At 70.7% G+C, this 18364-nt stretch carries 20 protein-coding genes; 14 read left to right on the top strand and 6 right to left on the bottom strand.

Going from position 1 to position 18364, the window contains the following annotated elements:
- Nucleotides 1-61: 61 nt before the first annotated feature.
- Nucleotides 62-640 (top strand): YqgE/AlgH family protein, encoded by a 579-nt coding sequence (locus tag AB0C33_RS04435; RefSeq protein ID WP_358283513.1) that lies wholly within the window; start codon nt 62-64, stop codon nt 638-640.
- On the opposite strand, the gene AB0C33_RS04440 is transcribed toward AB0C33_RS04435, so the two are convergent.
- The gene (locus tag AB0C33_RS04440) at nt 637-1266 is read right to left on the bottom strand and encodes a TetR family transcriptional regulator (protein ID WP_358283515.1); all 630 of its coding nucleotides are present in this window, start codon (nt 1264-1266) and stop codon (nt 637-639) included. The two genes, AB0C33_RS04435 and AB0C33_RS04440, sit on opposite strands and share 4 nt — an antisense overlap.
- A 147-nt stretch (nt 1267-1413) precedes the next feature.
- Between AB0C33_RS04440 and AB0C33_RS04445 the strand changes: the two genes are divergently transcribed.
- Nucleotides 1414-3012 carry an MFS transporter gene (locus AB0C33_RS04445; protein WP_352350086.1) on the top strand — a complete coding sequence of 533 codons (1599 nt, stop codon included), beginning with the start codon at nt 1414-1416 and terminating at the stop codon, nt 3010-3012.
- A 125-nt stretch (nt 3013-3137) separates the two neighbouring features.
- Here AB0C33_RS04445 and AB0C33_RS04450 read toward each other — a convergent pair whose 3' ends face one another.
- Nucleotides 3138-4544 carry a cellulase family glycosylhydrolase gene (locus AB0C33_RS04450; protein ID WP_358283517.1) on the bottom strand — a complete coding sequence of 469 codons (1407 nt, stop codon included), beginning with the start codon at nt 4542-4544 and terminating at the stop codon, nt 3138-3140.
- Nucleotides 4545-4612: 68 nt separating this feature from the next.
- On the opposite strand from AB0C33_RS04450, the gene AB0C33_RS04455 reads away from it, so the two are divergent.
- The 7 genes from AB0C33_RS04455 (at nt 4613) to AB0C33_RS04485 (ending at nt 11233) form a co-directional block, all read left to right on the top strand.
- Nucleotides 4613-5098, top strand: coding sequence for a hypothetical protein (locus AB0C33_RS04455; RefSeq protein WP_358283519.1), 486 nt, complete (start codon nt 4613-4615; stop codon nt 5096-5098).
- Nucleotides 5095-5352 carry a DUF3039 domain-containing protein gene (locus tag AB0C33_RS04460; RefSeq protein ID WP_358283521.1) on the top strand — a complete coding sequence of 86 codons (258 nt, stop codon included), beginning with the start codon at nt 5095-5097 and terminating at the stop codon, nt 5350-5352. Before AB0C33_RS04455 ends, AB0C33_RS04460 begins: the two co-directional genes overlap by 4 nt.
- Before the next feature lie 276 nt (nt 5353-5628).
- Entirely contained in the window at nt 5629-6399 is a 771-nt protein-coding gene (locus AB0C33_RS04465) for a zinc metalloprotease (protein ID WP_358283523.1), read from the top strand.
- A gap of 24 nt (nt 6400-6423) precedes the next feature.
- Nucleotides 6424-7812, top strand: a complete 1389-nt coding sequence (locus tag AB0C33_RS04470) for an MFS transporter (RefSeq protein WP_358283525.1) — start codon at nt 6424-6426, stop codon at nt 7810-7812.
- Between the two features lie 90 nt (nt 7813-7902).
- Nucleotides 7903-8811: a hypothetical protein gene (locus tag AB0C33_RS04475; RefSeq protein WP_358283527.1), complete on the top strand. Its 909-nt coding sequence runs from the start codon at nt 7903-7905 to the stop codon at nt 8809-8811.
- Between the two features lie 124 nt (nt 8812-8935).
- On the top strand, nt 8936-10690 hold the full coding sequence (locus tag AB0C33_RS04480; RefSeq protein ID WP_358283529.1) for a DEAD/DEAH box helicase: 1755 nt from the start codon (nt 8936-8938) through the stop codon (nt 10688-10690).
- Between the two features lie 165 nt (nt 10691-10855).
- On the top strand, nt 10856-11233 hold the full coding sequence (locus AB0C33_RS04485; protein WP_358283531.1) for an STAS domain-containing protein: 378 nt from the start codon (nt 10856-10858) through the stop codon (nt 11231-11233).
- Nucleotides 11234-11239: 6 nt separating this feature from the next.
- Here the strand turns inward: AB0C33_RS04485 and AB0C33_RS04490 are convergent, their stop codons facing one another.
- The 3 genes from AB0C33_RS04490 to AB0C33_RS04500 all read right to left on the bottom strand — a co-directional run bounded on the left by AB0C33_RS04490 (nt 11240) and on the right by AB0C33_RS04500 (nt 13783).
- Nucleotides 11240-11749, bottom strand: coding sequence for a hypothetical protein (locus AB0C33_RS04490; protein ID WP_358283533.1), 510 nt, complete (start codon nt 11747-11749; stop codon nt 11240-11242).
- Between the two features lie 166 nt (nt 11750-11915).
- A complete protein-coding gene (locus AB0C33_RS04495; protein WP_352327700.1) occupies nt 11916-12485 on the bottom strand; it encodes a nicotinamidase in 570 nt (189 codons plus the stop codon).
- A gap of 14 nt (nt 12486-12499) precedes the next feature.
- Entirely contained in the window at nt 12500-13783 is a 1284-nt protein-coding gene (locus AB0C33_RS04500; protein WP_358283535.1) for a nicotinate phosphoribosyltransferase, read from the bottom strand.
- A gap of 46 nt (nt 13784-13829) precedes the next feature.
- Here AB0C33_RS04500 and clpS point away from each other — a divergent pair, with 46 nt between their 5' ends.
- The 5 genes from clpS (at nt 13830) to AB0C33_RS04525 (ending at nt 16431) form a co-directional block, all read left to right on the top strand.
- Complete coding sequence (gene clpS / locus AB0C33_RS04505) at nt 13830-14123, top strand: ATP-dependent Clp protease adapter ClpS (protein WP_352350112.1); 294 nt, start codon at nt 13830-13832, stop codon at nt 14121-14123.
- 10 nt (nt 14124-14133) lie between these two features.
- Complete coding sequence (locus AB0C33_RS04510) at nt 14134-14658, top strand: DUF2017 domain-containing protein (protein ID WP_352350114.1); 525 nt, start codon at nt 14134-14136, stop codon at nt 14656-14658.
- 9 nt (nt 14659-14667) lie between these two features.
- Nucleotides 14668-15069, top strand: coding sequence for a M67 family metallopeptidase (locus AB0C33_RS04515; protein WP_352327704.1), 402 nt, complete (start codon nt 14668-14670; stop codon nt 15067-15069).
- A gap of 140 nt (nt 15070-15209) precedes the next feature.
- Nucleotides 15210-15482: a MoaD/ThiS family protein gene (locus AB0C33_RS04520; protein WP_352350116.1), complete on the top strand. Its 273-nt coding sequence runs from the start codon at nt 15210-15212 to the stop codon at nt 15480-15482.
- A 1-nt stretch (nt 15483) separates the two neighbouring features.
- On the top strand, nt 15484-16431 hold the full coding sequence (locus AB0C33_RS04525) for a cysteine synthase (RefSeq protein WP_358283538.1): 948 nt from the start codon (nt 15484-15486) through the stop codon (nt 16429-16431).
- A 50-nt stretch (nt 16432-16481) separates the two neighbouring features.
- Here AB0C33_RS04525 and AB0C33_RS04530 read toward each other — a convergent pair whose 3' ends face one another.
- Nucleotides 16482-18344, bottom strand: coding sequence for a DUF3352 domain-containing protein (locus tag AB0C33_RS04530; RefSeq protein ID WP_358283540.1), 1863 nt, complete (start codon nt 18342-18344; stop codon nt 16482-16484).
- Between the last annotated feature and the right edge of the window lie 20 nt (nt 18345-18364).

Here is an 18364-nt window from a genome sequence, read left to right on the forward strand (position 1 = left end):
CAGAAAGTAACATGGCCGAGCCGGGGGAGCGGAAGCCCGTCACACCCCTCATGATGGAGGTATGGCGGAAGCGATCTACGTCGGCGGTTTGTTGGTGGCGACGCCGCTTCTTGACGATCCCAACTTCCGGCGTAGCGTCGTGCTGATCCTGGAACACGACCACGACGGCGGCACGCTCGGCGTGGTGCTCAACCGGCCCAGCGACATCTCGGTCACGCAGGTGCTGCCGGTCTGGGACCCGCTGGTGACCGGGCCGCCGGTGCTGTTCGAGGGCGGTCCCGTGCAGACCGACAGCGCCCTCGCCCTCGCGGCGGTCCCGAGCGGGGAGGAGCCGCTCGGCTGGCGCAGGCTCCACGCCGGCACCCCGGCCGTCTCCCGGCTGGGCACGGTCGACCTCGACGCGCCCCCCGAGATCCTCCAGGGCGAGATCGCGCAGATGCGGATCTTCGCCGGGTACGCCGGCTGGACCTCCGGCCAGCTGGAGAGCGAGATCGCCGAAGGCGCCTGGTACGTCGTCGACTCCGAGGACGGCGACACCTTCCACGGCGACCCCGGCTCGCTCTGGCGGCACGTGCTGCGGCGCCAGCCGGGCGAGCTGGCCTTCGTGGCGACCTGCCCCGACGACCCCACGATGAACTAGGCCGCCGGGCGGGTGTCCCAGCCGGGCCGCAGCGACGCCTCGGCCAGCGCGACCGCCTCGGAGATGCGCGAGACGATCTCCGGCATGGTGGTCTCCCTGCGGGGGCACTCGAAGCCGATGCGCATGGTGGACATCGCGAACGCCACGATCAGGTACGTCAGCTGATCGTCCTCGGGGGCGACCCCTCTGCGGGCGGCGACGGCCTCGGCCAGCCGGGTCTCCGTCATGGCGCCCCGGGCCACCGACTGTCCCACCAGATGTGGATATTTATCGAATAGTTGCCGCAGCTTCAGGAACCTCTCGGTGTCCTCCGGCGTTGACCCCTGCATGTCGTCCACCATGGCCCGCAGGCCGTGCATGAGCGACGTGAACGGGGGCTCGTCCGCGGGACGAGCGGCGAACTCCTCCAGCAGGATCTCCTCGCCGTGGTCGTGGAACCACAGAACGAGATGGTCCTTGCTGGTGAAGTAGCGGAAGAAGGTGCGGGGAGAGACTTCGACGACCCCCGCTATCTGCTCGATCGTGGTGGACTCGTATCCTTGTTCGAGGAACAGGTCGAGCGCCGCGTCGAGGAGCGCGAGGCGCGTCTTCTCCTTCTTGCGTTCCCGTAGACCCACAGCGGACACCCCTTCGCCACCTTTCTGTCACAGTGTGCCAGAAGTCATGCGGCGTCTTTTTAAAATCGTTTGTCATAAGTCATCGCCTGACATACCCTACCTGAGGCTTACGAGACCTATGCCGCAGTTGAGCGGTATGTGACTGAGGGGGACCTTATGGCTAACGCGAAGGCGGTCGTCGAACCGTCGTCGCCCGGCCTCGGTAAGACGGGGACAGGTGGCGGAAACCCGTGGCTGGTGCTGTTGGCGGTCAGCCTCGGCGTCATCATGGTGATGCTGGACGGCACGGTGGTGGGCATCGCCAACCCCGTCATCCAGATGGAGTTGAAGGCGTCGTTGTCCGACCTGCAGTGGGTGACCAGCGGTTACCTGCTCGCGCTGGCCGTGTTCCTGATCACGGCGGGCAAGCTCGGCGACCTGTTCGGGCACAAGCGCGTCTTCCTGATCGGCGTGACCGGCTTCGCTCTGTCCTCGATCGGCATCGGTCTCAGCCAGGAACTGGCCGACATCGTTCCCGGCGTGTCGCCGGTCGGGGCGCTGATCGGCCTGCGGGTGCTGCAGGGCCTCTTCGGCGCCCTGCTCCAGCCGGCCGCCCTGGCCCTGCTGCGTGGCGCCTTCCCCGGTGAGAAGCTGAACCAGGCCATGGGGGCCTGGGGTGCGATCATCGGCCTGTCCAGCGCCGCCGGCCCGATCGTGGGCGGCGTGCTGGTGGAGAAGGTGAGCTGGGAGTCGGTCTTCTTCATCAACGCCCCGGTGGGCATCGTCGCGCTGATCATGGGCATTTTCCTGATCAAGGAGAACCGCGTCCAGACGTTCGCCAGGATCGACTGGCTCGGCGTGCTGCTGCTGTCGGGCGCGATGTTCTCGCTGGTCTGGACGATCATCAAGGCCCCCGAGTGGGGCTGGGGCGACTCGACGACGCTGACCTTCATCGGCGCGTTCGTGGTGCTCATCGCCGCGTTCATCTTCTGGCAGAGCAGGGCCAAGCAGCCGCTGGTGCCGCTGTCGCTGTTCAAGAACGCCTCGATCTCGATCGGCACCCTGCTGATGATGATGGTCGCGTTCGCCATGTTCGGCGCGATGTTCTTCCTGGGCTTCTTCTTCCAGGGCGTGCACGGCCTGACCCCGCTGGAGGCGGGTCTGCGGATGTTGCCGATGAGCGCGGGCATGATCGTGGCCTCGCCGCTGGCCGGCATGGCGATCGGCAAGCTGGGGCCGAAGATCACGATGGCCGCCGGTCTGCTGATCACCGCGTGCTCGATGTTCCTCATGTCGCGTCTCAGCATCGACGCCTCGTTCATCGAGAGCGGCCTGCCGTTCGTGCTGCTGGCCTTCGGTCTCTCGCCGGTGTTCGTCGGCGCGACCGAGATCATCGTGGGCAACGCGCCGGTCGAGCTGAGCGGTGTCGCGGGCGGCGTGCAGCAGTCGGCCATGCAGGTCGGCGGCGCGCTCGGCACCGCGATCCTGGGCGCCGTGATGGCCGGCGAGATCGCCGACACCCTGCCCGGCTACCTCGGCCCGGCGGCGCAGGCGATCCCGCCCGCGCAGCTCCCGCTGCTGGAGAAGGCCGCCGCGTTCGGCGCGGCGCCTCCCGGGCTGCCGCAGGTGGTCACCGACGCCGTGCACCACTCGTTCATGGACGGCATGCACCTCGCCTTCCTGGTCAGCACCGGTGTCGCGGTGCTGACGGCCCTGCTGACGCTGTTCGTCAAGGCCGGCCGGAAGAGCGAGGGCGCGCCGGTCCACATGGGCTGACCGCGTCCCGCCGGAACGGCCCCCGCCTGCGTGGCGGGGGCCGTTCCGCTGTCCGGGTCCGGTTGTGCGGGGGTGACGGTTGTCCGGGTCCGGTTGTGCGGGGGTGACGGTTGTCCGGGTCCGGTTTATGCGGGGGTGACGGTCAGGACGACGCGGCCCGAGGTCTTGGTGGTGACCGTCAGGATGCGCCTGGCGGCGTTCCAGGCGGCGGTGCCGCCGTCCACCCGGGCGCCGTTCGGGAAGCCGCGCTCGGGCAGGTAGATCTCGGTGGGGCCGGTCTCGTTGGCGTCGAAGACCACCTGGAGGCGGTTCTCGCCGTAGCTCACGCCGACCGGGACGCCGCCGATCGCCCTCGGGTACGCCCTGACGTACGCGCCCGGCAACGCGGTGGCCTTCCCCTTCACGTCGTACGGCCCCCAGGCGTCGGCGTCCCGCGACCAGTAGGCCATGCCGGTGCCCACCTCGTCGCTCAGCCCCTGGACCTTCCGCACCAGGTCGGACGCGCCGGGCCGGGTCATGTCCAGCCCGAACTCGCCCAGCAGGACCGGCGCCCCCATGCGCTCGGCCGTCCGCGCGATGTTGTCGCGCCACCAGCCCAGCGTGCGGTCGGTCCACTCCTTGGAGCCCGCGGCGTAGTCGTCCCCGAGGTCCAGCGGCAGCGGGTAGACGTGCGGGGCGAAGGCGATGCGCGGCGGTCCGCCGCGCGGGTCGTCGAAGCGCGGCAGCGACGACGGCAGCCCCCAGTTGACGCCCACGGCCTGCGGCTCCAGGAAGATCCAGCTGTCCTGGTCGACCGCCCTGATCCGCTCGATGCTCTTGCGGTAGAGGGTGGCCAGGGGGCCGGTCTCGAACGCCGCGCCCTGGACCGAGCCGCCCCACGGCTCGTTCATCAGGTCGTACCCGAGAACGCCCGGCACGTCCTTGAAGCGGGCCGCGACCGCCGCCCACGCCTTGGCGTAGTGGTCCATCAGCTCGGGGTGCTCGCCGGTGGTGTTCCAGAAGTGGTCGAAGGCCCGGATGACGCCGGGTTCCAGGTAGTACATCTCCCAGGTGAAGTGGTCGGTGGCCACCGGCAGGCCGTCGGTGTGGGTGGCCCAGCCGGGCGCGCCGTTGCCGGCGACGCCGGTGGGGGTGATGCCGTTGCCCCACAGGTCCTGGTGCATGTCGAGCATGACCTGGTAGCCGCGGTCGGAGTACCACCGCACCCGCTCAGCCACCTTGTCCAGATATTTCGTGTCATAGGTGCCGGGGGAGGGCTCCACGGCCCGCCACTGGATGAGGAACCGCACGAAGTTGGTGCCCATGTCCCGGTACTCGCGGTCGATGTCGTCCGGGGCCAGCTCGGGCAGGGCGTCGGGGGCGCCCTTGGCGCTGCTCGCCGTGTTGAAGCCGTGCAGGATCAGCGCCCGTCCCCGGTCGTCGGTGACATAGCGGGGCGTGGACGGGGGAGCGTCCCTGGTCGCGGCGGCGACGGCGCCTCCGGCCAGCAGGACGAGCACGGCTGTCGTCGCGAGCAACCTGGCACGCTTCATCTGATCTCCGCGGATGCCGGGAAATGGGGTCTTCCATCAGAATCATGGACGCGGCTAGCCTGCCGAACATGAGCCTTGTTCGCAATAGCCTGCCGGCGATCGTCGCCTTCTTGATCGTCCTGGGGTTCGGTCTGTTCGGCGCGGCCCTGGTCACGAGGGTCGGCTACCTGGCCGTGCCGTCCGCGGTCGGGGCCCCGTACGCGCTGCCGGGCCTGCGCGTCGTCCCCCTCGGCGAGACGACGTGGCTGCTCACGCTCGCCGACACGGTCCTGGCGCTCGCCCTGGTCGGCGCGCTGGCGGCCACGCGCGGCGGCTTCTGGCGCACCTGGGGCAGGTTCCTGGCCGCCGCGGTCATGGTGAACCTGCTGCGCGCGGCCCTGCTCGCCACGGTCGCGCAGGCCGGGATCGGCGCCTATCTGGGCTATCTCGGCGGCGGCCTGGCCGTGGGGCTGATCTGGGGAATCGTCCTCGGCTGGCTCCCCGGGCTCGCCGCGCTGCCACGCCGGCGCGGTACGCGGGACCGCTCGCCGGCGGGCATAAACTCGATGGGGTGAGCACGAAGATCCTCCCAGAGCAGGAGACCACGCCGCGCACCTCTCACGGTGACGGCGACCACGAGCGCTTCGCCCACTACGCGGACAAGCACAAGATCACCGAGAGCATGGTGACGGGCACACCCATCCGCGCCCTGTGCGGCAAGGTCTGGGTGCCCAGCCGGGACCCGAAGAAATACCCGGTCTGCCCCGAGTGCAAGGAGATCTACGAAGGTCTTCCGTCGGGCGGCGGGGGTGACGACAAGAAGCAGTGAGTGTTGCTGAAGCCCAATCCCCTCGGGTGAGGCTACGGTCGGTAATCTGACCAGCCCATACCGTCACGGGGGGATTGCATGGCCCGGCGCGCGACCGCCGTCTCGTTGGCATGCCTGCTGGCGGCCGGGCTCGCCCCGCCGCTCCCGCTCGACGCCACCCCGACGTCGCCCTGCCAATCGTCGGCCGCGCGCCTGAGCACGCGTCCGACTGCGCGCCCAACTGCGCGTCCGGCCGCGCGCCCGACCGCGCGTCCGACCGCGCGCCCGACTGCGGGCGTGTCGAAGGCGACCGGCCCGCGCTCGCCGCTCCCCGAGGACGTCGCCAAGGTCATGGCCGAGTTGAAGGTGCGGCTGCGCGGGGTGGCCGTGCCTGCGCACATCACCGTGCCTACCCGGGTGGTCGTCCTCACCGACGGCCGCCGCAAGGTCTCCGAGCAGGCGGTCAAGGCCCAGATCGACGTGCTCAACGCCGCCTACGCCGGCCGCAACGGAGGCGTCGACACCGGCGTGCGCTTCAAGCTGGAGTCGGTCTCCGTCAAGGAGAACGCCGGCTGGTTCACCGACCCCGTCGGCGGCGAGAAGGACATGAAGACCCGCCTGCACCAGGGCGGCGCCCAGACGCTCAACCTCTACATCGCCCAGCTCAGCGAGCTCATGCTGGGCTTCGCCAGCTACCCCTACTGGTACGCCGGCGCCCCCGCCCTCGACGGCGTCGTGATCGACTGGCGCAGCCTGCCCGGCGGCCCGATGACCAACTACGACAAGGGCTACACCGGCGTCCACGAGATCGGCCACTGGCTCGGCCTGTTCCACACCTTCGAGAACGGCTGCGACGAGCCGGGCGACGGCATCGCCGACACCGCCCCCGAGGCCCGCGCGACCGAGGGCTGCCCCGAGGGCAAGGACACCTGCGCCCACGCCGGCTCCGACCCGATGCGCAACTACATGGACTACACCCACGACCGGTGCATGTCGGAGTTCACCCAAGGTCAGGCCGACCGCATGCACGAGATGTGGACGGCCTACCGACGCAGCGCAGATGCGTAGTTTGGGGGCAATTACGATGTGCAGGTGACAGCACCGAAGGCAATCGACGCTCCCGACACCTCACCCCCGATCCTCGGGCCCCAGTACCGCACCGCCACCTTGGGGATCCTTCTGGTGGTCACGCTGATCGCCTTCGAGGGCATGTCGGTCGGCGTCGTCATGCCGGCGGTCTCGGCCGACCTCGACGCGCTCAACCTCTACGGCATCAGCTTCTCGGCCTTCCTCATCGCCAGCCTGTTCGCCAACGTGGTCGCCGGGCTCTGGTCGGACCGGCGCGGCTACCCGCTGCCGTTCCTCGTCGGGGTGGTGCTGTTCGTCGCCGGGATGGCGCTGGCCGGCGCGGCGGACGCCAAGGAGCTGTTCCTGGTGGCGCGGGCCGTCCAGGGGCTGGGCGCCGGTTCCTCGATCGTGGCGCTGTACGTGATGATCGCCCGGGTCTACCCGGCGGTCGTGCGGCCCAAGGTCTTCGCGGCGCTGTCGGCCGCCTGGGTCGTGCCCTCGATGGTCGGGCCCGCCGTGGCGGGGGCCGTCGCGAAGGAGTGGGGCTGGCGTTTCGTCTTCTACGGGATCATTCCGCTGGTGGTGCCCGCGCTGGTGATGCTCGTCCCGGCGCTCCGGATGGCCTCGCCGGGGGAGGCCGACGAGAGCCCGCGCGGGCCGCGTTCGCAGCCGCTGGCGATGACGCTGGCCGCCACGTCCGCCGCCGGCGGCGCGGGCGTGCTGCTGTGGGGCGTGGACGAGCTGCACAAGCAGCCGGTGATCGGCGCGGCCGCCACGCTCGGCGGGCTGGGCTTCCTCGTCTACGGCCTGCACCGGCTGCTGCCGCCGGGCGCGCTGCGGTTCGGGCGCGGGCTGCCCACCACCGTGCTGCTGCGCGGGTTCTTCTCGGCCGCCTTCTTCGGGGTCAACTCCTTCATCCCGCTGGTGCTCACGTCGGTCAAGCTCTTCGACGCCAGGGCCGCCGGGATCGCGCTGACCACGGGCGCGCTCGGCTGGTCGGCGGGCTCGTTCCTGCAGAGCAGGCGGACCGCCGAGCCGCACCGGCGGATCAGGCTCGGGGCGGTGTGCGTCACGGCCGGGATCGTGATCGCGCTGTTCGCGGCGCTGCCCGCGGTGAGCGGCTGGATCGCGGTGCCGGCCTGGATCGCGGCCGGGTTCGGCATGGGCCTCGGCATGACCACGGTCAGCGTCACCGCGCTCAGGCAGTCGCCGGTCAGCGAGCAGGGCGCCAACTCCGCCGCGCTGTCGGTCACCGACATGCTGGGCTCGGCCCTGACCGTGGGCCTGGGCGGCGCGGTGATCAACTTCATCGGGCACGGCTCCGGTCAGATCGCCACCGGATTCGTGGTGATCTCGGTCCTCATGGCGCTCATCGGGCTGGCCGCCACGTTCCTGGCCGCGCGCACCCGCTGATCGTGTGATTCTGCCCCTCCCGCCACAGCGATCACGGATCGCCAGATCTTCGTCCCGAGGAGTGATAGGACAACGGGACGAGGAGGTGTCATGGAGGATGATCACCGGGTCTGGCCCCCCGCTTCCGGGCCCCGGCACCGCCGCACTCCTCCCCAGGACGCGGACTTCCCGGACGACCCCGACACCGACGACAGCGACGGCGGCGACGGCGGCGACGGCTACGGCGACGGCGACGGCGACGGCGGCGACGACGAGGAGGCCCCCTGGCCGCCGCGCCGGGGGCGCGACCCGTACGAGCGGACGGCGTGGAACCCGCGGATCCGCAGGACCGTCCCGTTCGACCCGCCGGCCGAGCCGCTGCCGCCCTCGGCCCGCCGCCACGCCAACCCCTCCGAGCCGCTGCCGCCCTCGGCCCGCCTCTACGGCACCCCCGCCGACCCCGGCCCGCTGGAGCAGGCGCCGCGGCGCGGACGGCGTCTGGCCGGCGTCCTGGTCGCGCTGGTGGCGGTGGCGGGGCTGGTCGCCGGGGTGAGCGCGGTGGCGTCCCGGCTGACCGCGCCGCCGCCGCGGCCCGACCGGCTGAGCGACGCCGTGGCCGGCGTGACGCTGCGGCTGCCGCCCGGCTGGAGCGCCGGGACGGTCCCGCCCGTCACCGGCTTCACCTCGATCGCCAGGGACGGCAACGGCGCGCTGGTCATGGCCAGGCGGGTCGCCGAGCCCGTGCCGAACGCCAAGAAGGCCGCGGGGGAGGCCGCCGAGCTGTACTCCAGGCTGCTGCTCAAGGGCGACAAGGTCACGGTCGTCGACGACCGGGACATCCCGCAGGGACACACCCGGGCCCTGCGGGCCGAGTACCAGGACGTCGTCAACCGGCCCGCGTTCCTGCGCGTGATGCTTCTCACTCGCGCGGGCCGCGCCGTGCTGCTCGTCGGCCTGCTCCAACCCGAGGCGGCCACCGGCAGACAGGCGCTCGACGCGGTGATGACGAGCTTCAGATAAGCCACATAGCACGTAGGGAAGACCTTGGCCAGAATCCTCGGTGCACGGCACGTCTTGTCGGTGAGCCCGATTACTCTTGGGTCACTGTGAGAGAGCGAAGCACACGAACCCCAGAGGTGATGCGGTGAGCACCTTCGCCGCGTCCCACCTTTCGCCTTCCTATCCAGACCGCGCCGCGTGGGGCACCGCGCCCAAACTGCGCGCCTGGCAGCAGCAGGCGTTCGACCTGTACTTCAGGCGCGAGCCGCGTGACTTCCTCACCGTGGCCACCCCCGGCGCGGGCAAGACGACCTACGCCCTGCGCATCGCCAGCGAGCTGCTGGCCAACGGGGTGATCAGGGCCGTCACCATCGTCACGCCCACCGAGCACCTCAAACGCCAGTGGGCCGACGCCGCCGCCCGGGTCGGCATCGGCATCGACCCGGAGTTCAAGAACAGCCAGGGCACGACCTCGCGCGACTACACCGGGGTGGCGGTGACCTACGCGCAGGTCGCGATGCACCCCGCGCTCCACCGGGCGCGCACCGAGGCCCGCAAGACGCTGGTCATCTTCGACGAGATCCACCACGCGGGCGACGCCAAGTCGTGGGGCGACGGCGTGCGCGAGGCGTTCGAGCCCGCCACCCGCCGGCTCCAGCTCACCGGCACGCCGTTCAGGTCCGACGACAACCCGATCCCGTTCGTCGGCTACGAGGAGGACGCCGAGGGCGTCAAGCGCAGCGTCTCCGACTTCTCCTACGGCTACGGCCCGGCGCTCGACGACGGCGTCGTCCGTCCGGTGATCTTCCTGGCCTACTCCGGCGAGATGAAGTGGCGCACCCGTGCGGGCGACGAGATCGCCGCGACGCTCGGCACCCCGCTCACCAAAGACCAGCTGTCCCAGGCGTGGCGGGCCGCGCTCGACCCCAAGGGCGACTGGATCCGCCAGGTCATGCAGGCCGCCGACCGCCGCCTGACCGAGATCCGCCGGGGCGTGCCCGACGCGGGCGGCCTGGTGATCGCCACCGACCACGAGACCGCCCGCGCCTACGCCCGCCACCTGCGCAACATCACCGGCGAGGGCGCGACCGTGGTCCTGTCCGACGACCCGGGGGCGTCCAAGAAGATCAAGCAGTTCGCCGCCTCCCACGACCGGTGGCTGGTGGCCGTCCGCATGGTCTCCGAGGGGGTCGACATCCCGCGCCTGTGCGTGGGCGTCTACGCCACCTCGACCTCCACCCCGCTCTTCTTCGCCCAGGCCGTGGGCCGGTTCGTGCGCGCCCGCAAGCGCGGCGAGACCGCCTCGGTCTTCCTCCCCTCGGTGCCCACCCTCATGGGGCTGGCCAACGAGATGGAGGTCGAGCGCGACCACGTGCTCAACAGGAAGCCCCCGGAGGACGGCCTCGACGACAGCCTGCTGGAGCAGGCCAACCGGCAGAAGGACAACCCCGACGTCCTGGGCGACGAGCTGCCGTTCGAGACGATGGAGACCTCGGCCACCTTCGACCGGGTGCTCTTCGACGGCGGCGAGTTCGGCACCGGCGCGGAGATCGGCTCGGCCGAGGAGGAGGACTTCCTCGGCCTGCCCGGCCTCCTGGAGCCCGACCAGGTGGCCACCCTGCTCCGCAAGCGCCAGTCCGACCAGCAGGCCGCCAAGCGCAGGCAGAGCCCGGCCGAGCAGCCCAAGGAGACGCTCGCCCCGCACGAGCAGATCGCCGAGCTCCGGCGCGAGCTCAACGGCCTGGTCGGCGCCTGGAACCACCGCACGGGCCAGCCCCACGGCGTCATCCACGCCGAGCTGCGCCGCACGTGCGGCGGCCCGCCGATCGCGCAGGCCACGGCCGAGCAGATCCAGGAGCGCATCGACGCCATCCGCCGCTGGGCCACCCAGCGGCGCTAGCCGCGCCCCCTTCGCCGGTTCCCCGCGAACCGGCGAAGGGGTCCGGCGGGGGTTCGGCAGGGGACCCTGCACATTTGGACACAGAGCAGTGACCTTCCGTTAGAAGGCCGGCCAGAACGGCAACAACCCTCTTGGCTGTCTTGGGATACCAGAAGGATCTTGCCCATGTCGTCTGAGGCCCCCGGCAGGTCGACGCTCACCGTCGCTTCCGGCCTCTCCCGAAACGCCGTCATCATCCGGCTCGAAGGCGAGCTCGACGTCTACGCGATCCCGGTCCTGCGCGAGCACATGCAGCGCGTGTGGGAGCTGCCGGCCAAGCCGTTCCTGATCCTCGACCTCGGCGCGGTCGCCTTCTGCGACTCGATGGGCATGAACGAGCTCGTCGAGGTCATGCAGCGGTGCGAGTCGAGGGGCACCAGGCTGCTGCTCGCGGGGGTGCACGGGGTGATGGCGCGAGTGTTGTCGATCACGGGGCTGCGGCACGCGTTCGAGGTGTTCACCCGGTTCGACGACGCCCTGCGGCTGGCCGTGGCGACCCTCTAGGAGGCTCTAGAGGCCGGCGGGGGCCGGGATCCTCTTCCCGGAGCGGCCGTCCACCGGTATGTAGCGCTCGTCGCCCGGCAGCGGGACGGTCAGCGCGGCCCGGCCGTCCTTGACCCGGACGGGAAGGGTGCGCACACCCTGATGGTCACCGTTCAGCGGCCCCTCGTGCACCCACACCAGCAGCCGGCGGCCCTCCGGACGGGCGATCACCTTGGCCGTCGCGCACTCGCGCGGCGCGGCCGACCACGACAGCACGAGCTGCCGCCCGACCTTGGCCCACTGGGGGATCGGGGTGCGCTCGTCGCAGGCGGGCAGCGCGGGCGCCGGCGGCATGTCGTGGGCCACGACGGCGGGGCCGCGGCCGGAGGGCACGTCGCCCATCGCGACCGTCGCGACCTCCAGCAGCGCCAGCGTCACGACCGCCCCCACCCGCGCCCCCGGACGGCCCTTGACGAGCACCCAGAGGGCGAGAGGGGTGAGCAGCAGCCAGGCCACGCCCAGGGAGATGGCAAGCATGAGAAACCTCGCACAGGATGAAGAGATATGACTCTACGTACTACTTCGACTGCGGAGAGGTTAGGTCATCCTTGAATATCACATGACCGCAGGGTTGCGCACTGTGTACCGTCCGTGATCAGGCTCGGTCGCGGCACAACCGCGGGTCGTCCCCGGGCGGGGCCGGTCAGCCCGCCTTGGGCGTGCCCTCCAGCGTCACGCCCGCGGCCTCCATCTGGGCCATGGCCGACTGCGTGGTCGCCGGGGAGACGCCCGCTGTGAGGTCGAGCAGCACGCGCACGGCCAGCCCGTTGGCCGCCGCGTCGAGCGCGGTCGCCCGCACGCAGTGGTCGGTGGCGATGCCCACCACGTCGACCTCGGTCACCCCGCGCTCGCGCAGCCAGTCGGCCAGCGGCGCGCCGTCGCCGGAGGCGCCCTCGAAGCCGCTGTAGGCCGCCGCGTGGGCGCCCTTGCTGAAGACCTCCTCCACCTCCGACACGTCGAAGGAGGGATGGAAGTCGGCGCCGGGGGTGCCGGCCACGCAGTGGGCGGGCCAGGACGTGACGTAGTCGGGGGTGTCCGAGAAGTGGGTGCCGGGGTCGACGTGGTGATCACGGGTGGCCACGACGTGGTCGTAGCCGTGCTCGCCGAGATGGCGGGTGATCGCGGCGGCCACCTCCGAGCCGCCTGCCACGGCCAGGCTGCCACCCTCGCAGAAGTCGTTCTGCACATCGACGATGATCAACGCGGTGCCCATAAGAGCACGATACGTCAGACGAACTCCGTGGGGATCGCCGCGTACCCCCTCCCGAGGTGCAGCGCCTCCTGGGGGAGCAGCGCGACGGCAGCGGCGTGGCGGTCGCGGGCGGCGGACAGGGGCTCCCGGCCGACGACCTCGCCGTCGCGCACCAGCTCGTGCAGCAGGGGGATGCCGCCCTCTGGAACGACGCCGCCGGTCGTGATCAGCTCGGTCTCGACGTGCCCGCCGTCGTCGAGCAGCCGGTACGCCTCCTTGCGCCCCCCGCGCGACGGCTTGCCCACCGACCGCTTGGCCACGGCCTCCAGCCGGCCCGCCCCGGTCTCCCGCGCCACCAGCTTGTACACCAAGGCCGCCGTGGGGACGCCGGACCCGGTCACCAGGGAGGTGCCCACGCCGTAGCCGTCCACCGGGGCGGCGGCGAGCGCGGCGATGGCGTACTCGTCGAGGTCGGAGGTGACCACGATGCGGGTGTCGAAGGCGCCGAGCGAGTCGAGCAGCTCGCGCACCTCCTGGGCGGCGGCGGCCAGATCGCCGGAGTCGATGCGGACCGCGCCCAGCTTGTTGCCGGCCAGCTCGACCGCCGTGCGCACCGCCTGCTCGACGTCGTAGGTGTCCACCAGCAGCGTCGTGCCCACGCCGAGGGAGGCGATCTGGGCCTCGAACGCGTCCCGCTCGGAGTCGTGCAGCAGGGTGAACGCGTGCGCGGCCGTGCCCGCCGTGGGGACGCCGTACATGTGGCCGGCCATGAGGTTGGAGGTGGAGGCGAACCCGGCGATGTAGGCGGCGCGGGCGGCGGCGACGGCGGCGTACTCGTGCGTGCGGCGCGAGCCCATCTCGATGAGCGGGCGCTTGCCGGCGGCGTTGGTCATGCGGGAGGCCGCCGAGGCGATGGCGCAGTCGTGGTTGAGTATCGACAGCGTCAGCGTCTCCAGCAGCACGGCCTCGGCGAAGGTGCCCTCGACGATCATGATCGGGGAGGCGGGGAAGTACAGGTCGCCCTCGCGGTAGCCGTAGACGTTCCCGGAAAACCGGTAATCGGCGAGAAACGCCAGAGTCGATTCGTCGACCACCTCCTGCTCGCGGAGAAAGGTGAGTTCTTCGTCACCGAAACGGAAGCGTTCGAGCTCGTCCAGGACGCGTCCGATGCCGGCCACGACCCCGTACCGGCGGCCGCCCGGCAGGTGTCTGGCGAACACCTCGAAGACCGCGCGCCGGTGCGCCGCGCCGCTGCGCAGTGCCGCCTGGAGCATCGTCAGCTCATAGTGATCTGTGAGCAACGCAGTGCTCATGGTCATTCTCACGACTCGAAGACTACGACCCAGATAGGGCAGACTCGGGGATGTGGGTAGCACCGCTCCAATCACCGTCGAGCGTCCGTCATCGGACGTCCGGCCCGATCTGCCATGGGTGACCATCGTCTGGAACGACCCGGTCAACCTCATGTCCTACGTGACCTATGTCTTCCAAACCGTCTTCGGCTACACCAAGGAGAAGGCGGAGAAACTGATGCTGGACGTCCACCAAAAGGGCAAGGCGGTCGTGTCCAGTGGCACGCGCGAAGAGATGGAACGCGATGTGCAGATTCTTCACTCCTACGGCCTGTGGGCGACGGTCCAGCCGGATTCGGTCAAGTGAGGCGGCGGCAGTGAGTTCGGGGTTCTCGGCCGGGCGGAACGGCTCGGTCATCGCGCAGTTCGAGGCCGCGGAGGTCTCGCTGTTGCGCTCGCTCGTCTCGATGCTGCTCGGCCTGGTCGCGCCGGGTGAGACCAGCGACGATCCGCTGGAGCGGGCGCTCGGCATCGGGGCGGCCCAGGCGCCCACCGACCCGGTGCTGGCCCGGCTGTTCCCCTCGGCCTACGAGGACGAGCAGGAGGCCTCGGAGTTCCGCCGCTACACCGAGGCCACGCTGCGCGACGGCAAGCGCGCCGACGCCCAGACCGTCCTGGACACCGCGCGGCCGGGCGGCGCCGAGCTGACGCCGGAGCAGGCCCAGGCGTGGCTGCGCTCGCTCAACGACGTGCGCCTGACGCTCGGCACCAAGCTCGACGTGACCGAGGAGGTCCACGACGAGATCGCCATGATGTCCGAGGACGACCCCCGCTACCCGGCCTACGTCACCTACGACTGGCTGACCTACCTCCAAGACAGCCTGGTCCGCGCCCTCTGGTAGCTTCCGGGCATGCTCACGATCTCGCAGGAACTGGTGGACAAGATCGTCGCGCACGCGCGGGCCGACCATCCCGACGAGGCGTGCGGGGTGATCGCGGGCCGCGACGGCGTGCCCGAGCGGTTCGTCCCGATGGAGAACGCCGAGCGTTCGCCCACCTTCTACCGGTTCGACTCCATGGAGCAACTGCGCGTCTGGCGGGAGATGGACGACCGCGACGAGGAGCCCGTCGTGATCTACCACTCCCACACCGCCACCGAGGCGTACCCGTCGCGCACCGACGTGTCCTACGCCTCCGAGCCGCAGGCCCACTACGTCCTGGTCTCCACCAGGGACGAGAACGAGGTCGAGTTCCGCTCCTACCGGATCCTCGACGGAGTGATCGAGGAGGAAGAGGTAAGATTCCTCCCATGATGGTCCGGCCGGTGCAGAGCTACCTCTTCGCGCACACCCCGGCCGTCGTCGTCTACGACTGTCGCTGATCTGGAATCCGTACCAAGCCATCGGTGTTGCCGCCGATGGGACGACGACCAGATAAGAGGAGAATGACCGCGATGGCCATCGAGGTTCGCATTCCCACCATCCTGCGCACCTACACCGACGGCGCCAAGGCCGTCGACGCCGAGGGCGCCACCCTCGACGAGCTGATCAGCAACCTTGAGTCGCGCCACCCCGGCATCAAGGACCGCCTGGTCGACCAGGGCAGCCTGCGCCGATTCGTCAACGTCTACCTCAACGACGAAGACGTGCGCTTCCTCGGCGGCCTCGGCACCCCGGTGTCCGACGGCGACACGGTGACCGTGCTGCCCGCCGTCGCCGGCGGGTGACATGCGGTTCGACTCGCTGATCGACTCGGTCGGGCGCACGCCGCTCGTCGGGCTGCCCCGGCTGTCGCCCTCGCCCGAGGTGCGCGTCTGGGCCAAGCTTGAGGACCGCAACCCGACCGGGTCGATCAAGGACCGACCGGCGCTGTGGATGATCGAGCAGGCCGAGAAGGACGGCCTGCTCACGCCCGGCTGCACGATCCTGGAGCCCACCAGCGGCAACACCGGCATCTCGCTCGCGATGTCGGCCAAGCTGAAGGGCTACCGGCTGATCTGCGTGATGCCGGAGAACACCTCCGAGGAACGCCGTCAGCTCCTGCGCATGTGGGGCGCGGAGATCATCTCCTCGCCCGCCGCGGGCGGCTCCAACGAGGCCGTCCGCGTGGCCAAGGGCCTGGCCGCGGAGAACCCGTCCTGGGTGATGCTCTACCAGTACGGGAACCCGGCCAACTGGCGCTCCCACTACGAGACCACCGGCCCGGAGATCCTGGCCGACCTGCCCACGGTCACCCACTTCGTGGCCGGGCTCGGCACGACGGGCACGCTCATGGGCGTCGGCCGCTTCCTGCGGGAACGGGTGCCCGGCGTGCAGATCGTCGCCGCCGAGCCGCGCTACGGCGAGCTGGTCTACGGCCTGCGCAACGTCGACGAGGGCTTCATCCCCGAGTTGTACGACGAGTCCGTGCTGACCACCCGGTTCTCCGTCGGCTCGGCCGACGCGCTGCGGCGCACCCGCGAGCTGCTGGCCGCCGAGGGCATCTTCGCCGGCGTCTCGACCGGCGCCGCGCTGCACGCCGCGCTGGGCGTGGCCGGGAAGGCCGTCAAGGCGGGCGAACGGGCCGACGTCGTCTTCGTGGTGGCCGACGGCGGCTGGAAATACCTGTCCACGGGCGCCTACGAAGGCACCCTGGAGGAGGCGGAAGACCGCCTCGAAGGCCAGCTCTGGGCCTGAGGACATGAAGAAGGGGGGCGGCCGGGACGGCCGCCCCCCTTCTTGCCTGGTCAGTTGAACAGGACCCGCAGCGAGAAGTCCGCCTCGGTGGCGCTCTGCTTGCCGCTCAGCCCGACGGCCCGCAGGACCTGCACGTTGGCCTTCTCGTCGCCCTCCATGCTCTGCAGGTACAGGTGCTCGACCTTGTCGAGGTCCACGAAGAGCGCGAAGGTGGCCTCGCCGGCGTCGGGGATGGCGGTCTGGAACGTCTCGGAGTCGCCCAGCGTGCCCTCCTCGGCCAGCTTCTTGGCGTACTCCTCGCTCGTCGCCGCCGTGAAGACGCCGTCACCGGGCACCTTGGCGAGCTGCGGAGCGGGCTGCCCACTGGCCGCCAGCGCCTTCTCGATCTTGCCGACGACCGCCTGGGCCTTGGCCGGGTCGGTGACCACGCGGACGCCCGCCTTGATCTGGTCGCCGTCCAGGCCCTGGCTGTCCACCGCGACCGTGAAGTTCTTGCCGAGCACCGTGGCGAGGTCGCCGGGCAGGTCGAGGCCGAACTTGGTCTTGGCCTGGTCGAGGAGCTGCTGCACCTCGGCGCCGCCGCCGGCCGCGGCCGACTTCTGGATCTGGGCCCACTGGCTGGTGATCAGCTGGTCCAGGCCGGAGACCGACAGGGCCCCGGCGGTGCCGGCGGGCAGCGTGCCCAAGGTGGCGGGCTGGAGGTCGTCCGAGGTCACGCCCTTGGCGCCCCTGACCAGGCCGGCCAGCTCGACGTAGGCGCTGTCGAAGCGCAGCGCGCCGGCGAACCGGGCGTCCTTGATGGGCTCGATGCTCGCGGCCTGCTCGGCGGGGATGGGGGTGAGCTTGGCCAGCCCGCCCATGTCCGCCCAGAACGACAACACGCCCTGCTCGCCGACGTCGCCCATGTCGTCGTTGAACTCGCTGTTGTCGGCGAGGGTGGCCTCGCCCTTCGCGAACTTGTCGGCCAGCGCCTGGGTCGAGGACAGCAGCGCGTAGTCGTCGCGGAAGGCGATGCCGTACTTGTCGCCGTCCATGAGCTTGGCGATGCCCGCCTTGGCCTGCGCCTGGTCCTTGACCTGCACGGCCACCGCGAAGTCGGGCTCGGACTTGCCGGAGGGCACGGCGGCGAAGCCGACCCTGCTGCCCAGCCACGGGTCCACGTCCTTGGCGAAGTCCACCTTCTTCTCGCCGCTGTCGTTGACCAGGTTGAACAGGGCCTGACGCGGGTCCTCGCCGGTGAAGGAGCCCTTGGTGACCGTGAACTTCCTGGCGAGCTGGAACAGCGCCAGCTTCTGGTTCGCGGCCGGGTCGAGGTCGAGGCGGGCGTAGGCGATCGCGTTGGCGGGCAGGACCTCGTCCGGCTGCGTGCCGCCCCCGCCGATCGCGCCCACGGCCCACACCGCGCCGCCGCCGAGCAGCACCACCGCGAGCGCGGCCGCGCCGGCGATCAGCCAGCCCTTGCGGCCGCCCTTCTTCGCCGGCTGGGGCGGGCCGAAGCCCTCGGGGCCCTGCTGCTGCCAACCTTGCTGCCCGTACTGGTCCTGCTGCTGCCAGCCCTGCTGCTGGTGCTGCTGCGCGTAGGGGTCCTGCTGCGGCCAGCCCTGTTGCTGGGCGTGCTGGTCCTGCGGCGGCCAGGTCGGCTGTTGCTGTTGCTGCTGTTGCCAGCCCTGCTGGGCCTGGCCGCCGTACGGGGCGCCGTAGGCGGGCTGCTGGCCGTAGGCGGATTGAGGGCTGTAAGCCGGCTGCCCGTACGAAGCTCCCTGCCGCGGCTGCGGGGCCTGCTGACCATACGGCTGCTGGTACGGCTGCTGCGGCTGGTACGGCTGCTGCTGCTCCTGCGGCTGGTCCCAGCCTCCTCGGTACGCCGTCGTGCGCTCAGGATCCTGGCCAGGTGGGGGATTATTCGCAGACATCACTCAACTCACAATGTGGA

Source organism: Nonomuraea sp. NPDC048881 (genome assembly GCF_040649795.1).
GTDB lineage: Bacteria > Actinomycetota > Actinomycetes > Streptosporangiales > Streptosporangiaceae > Nonomuraea.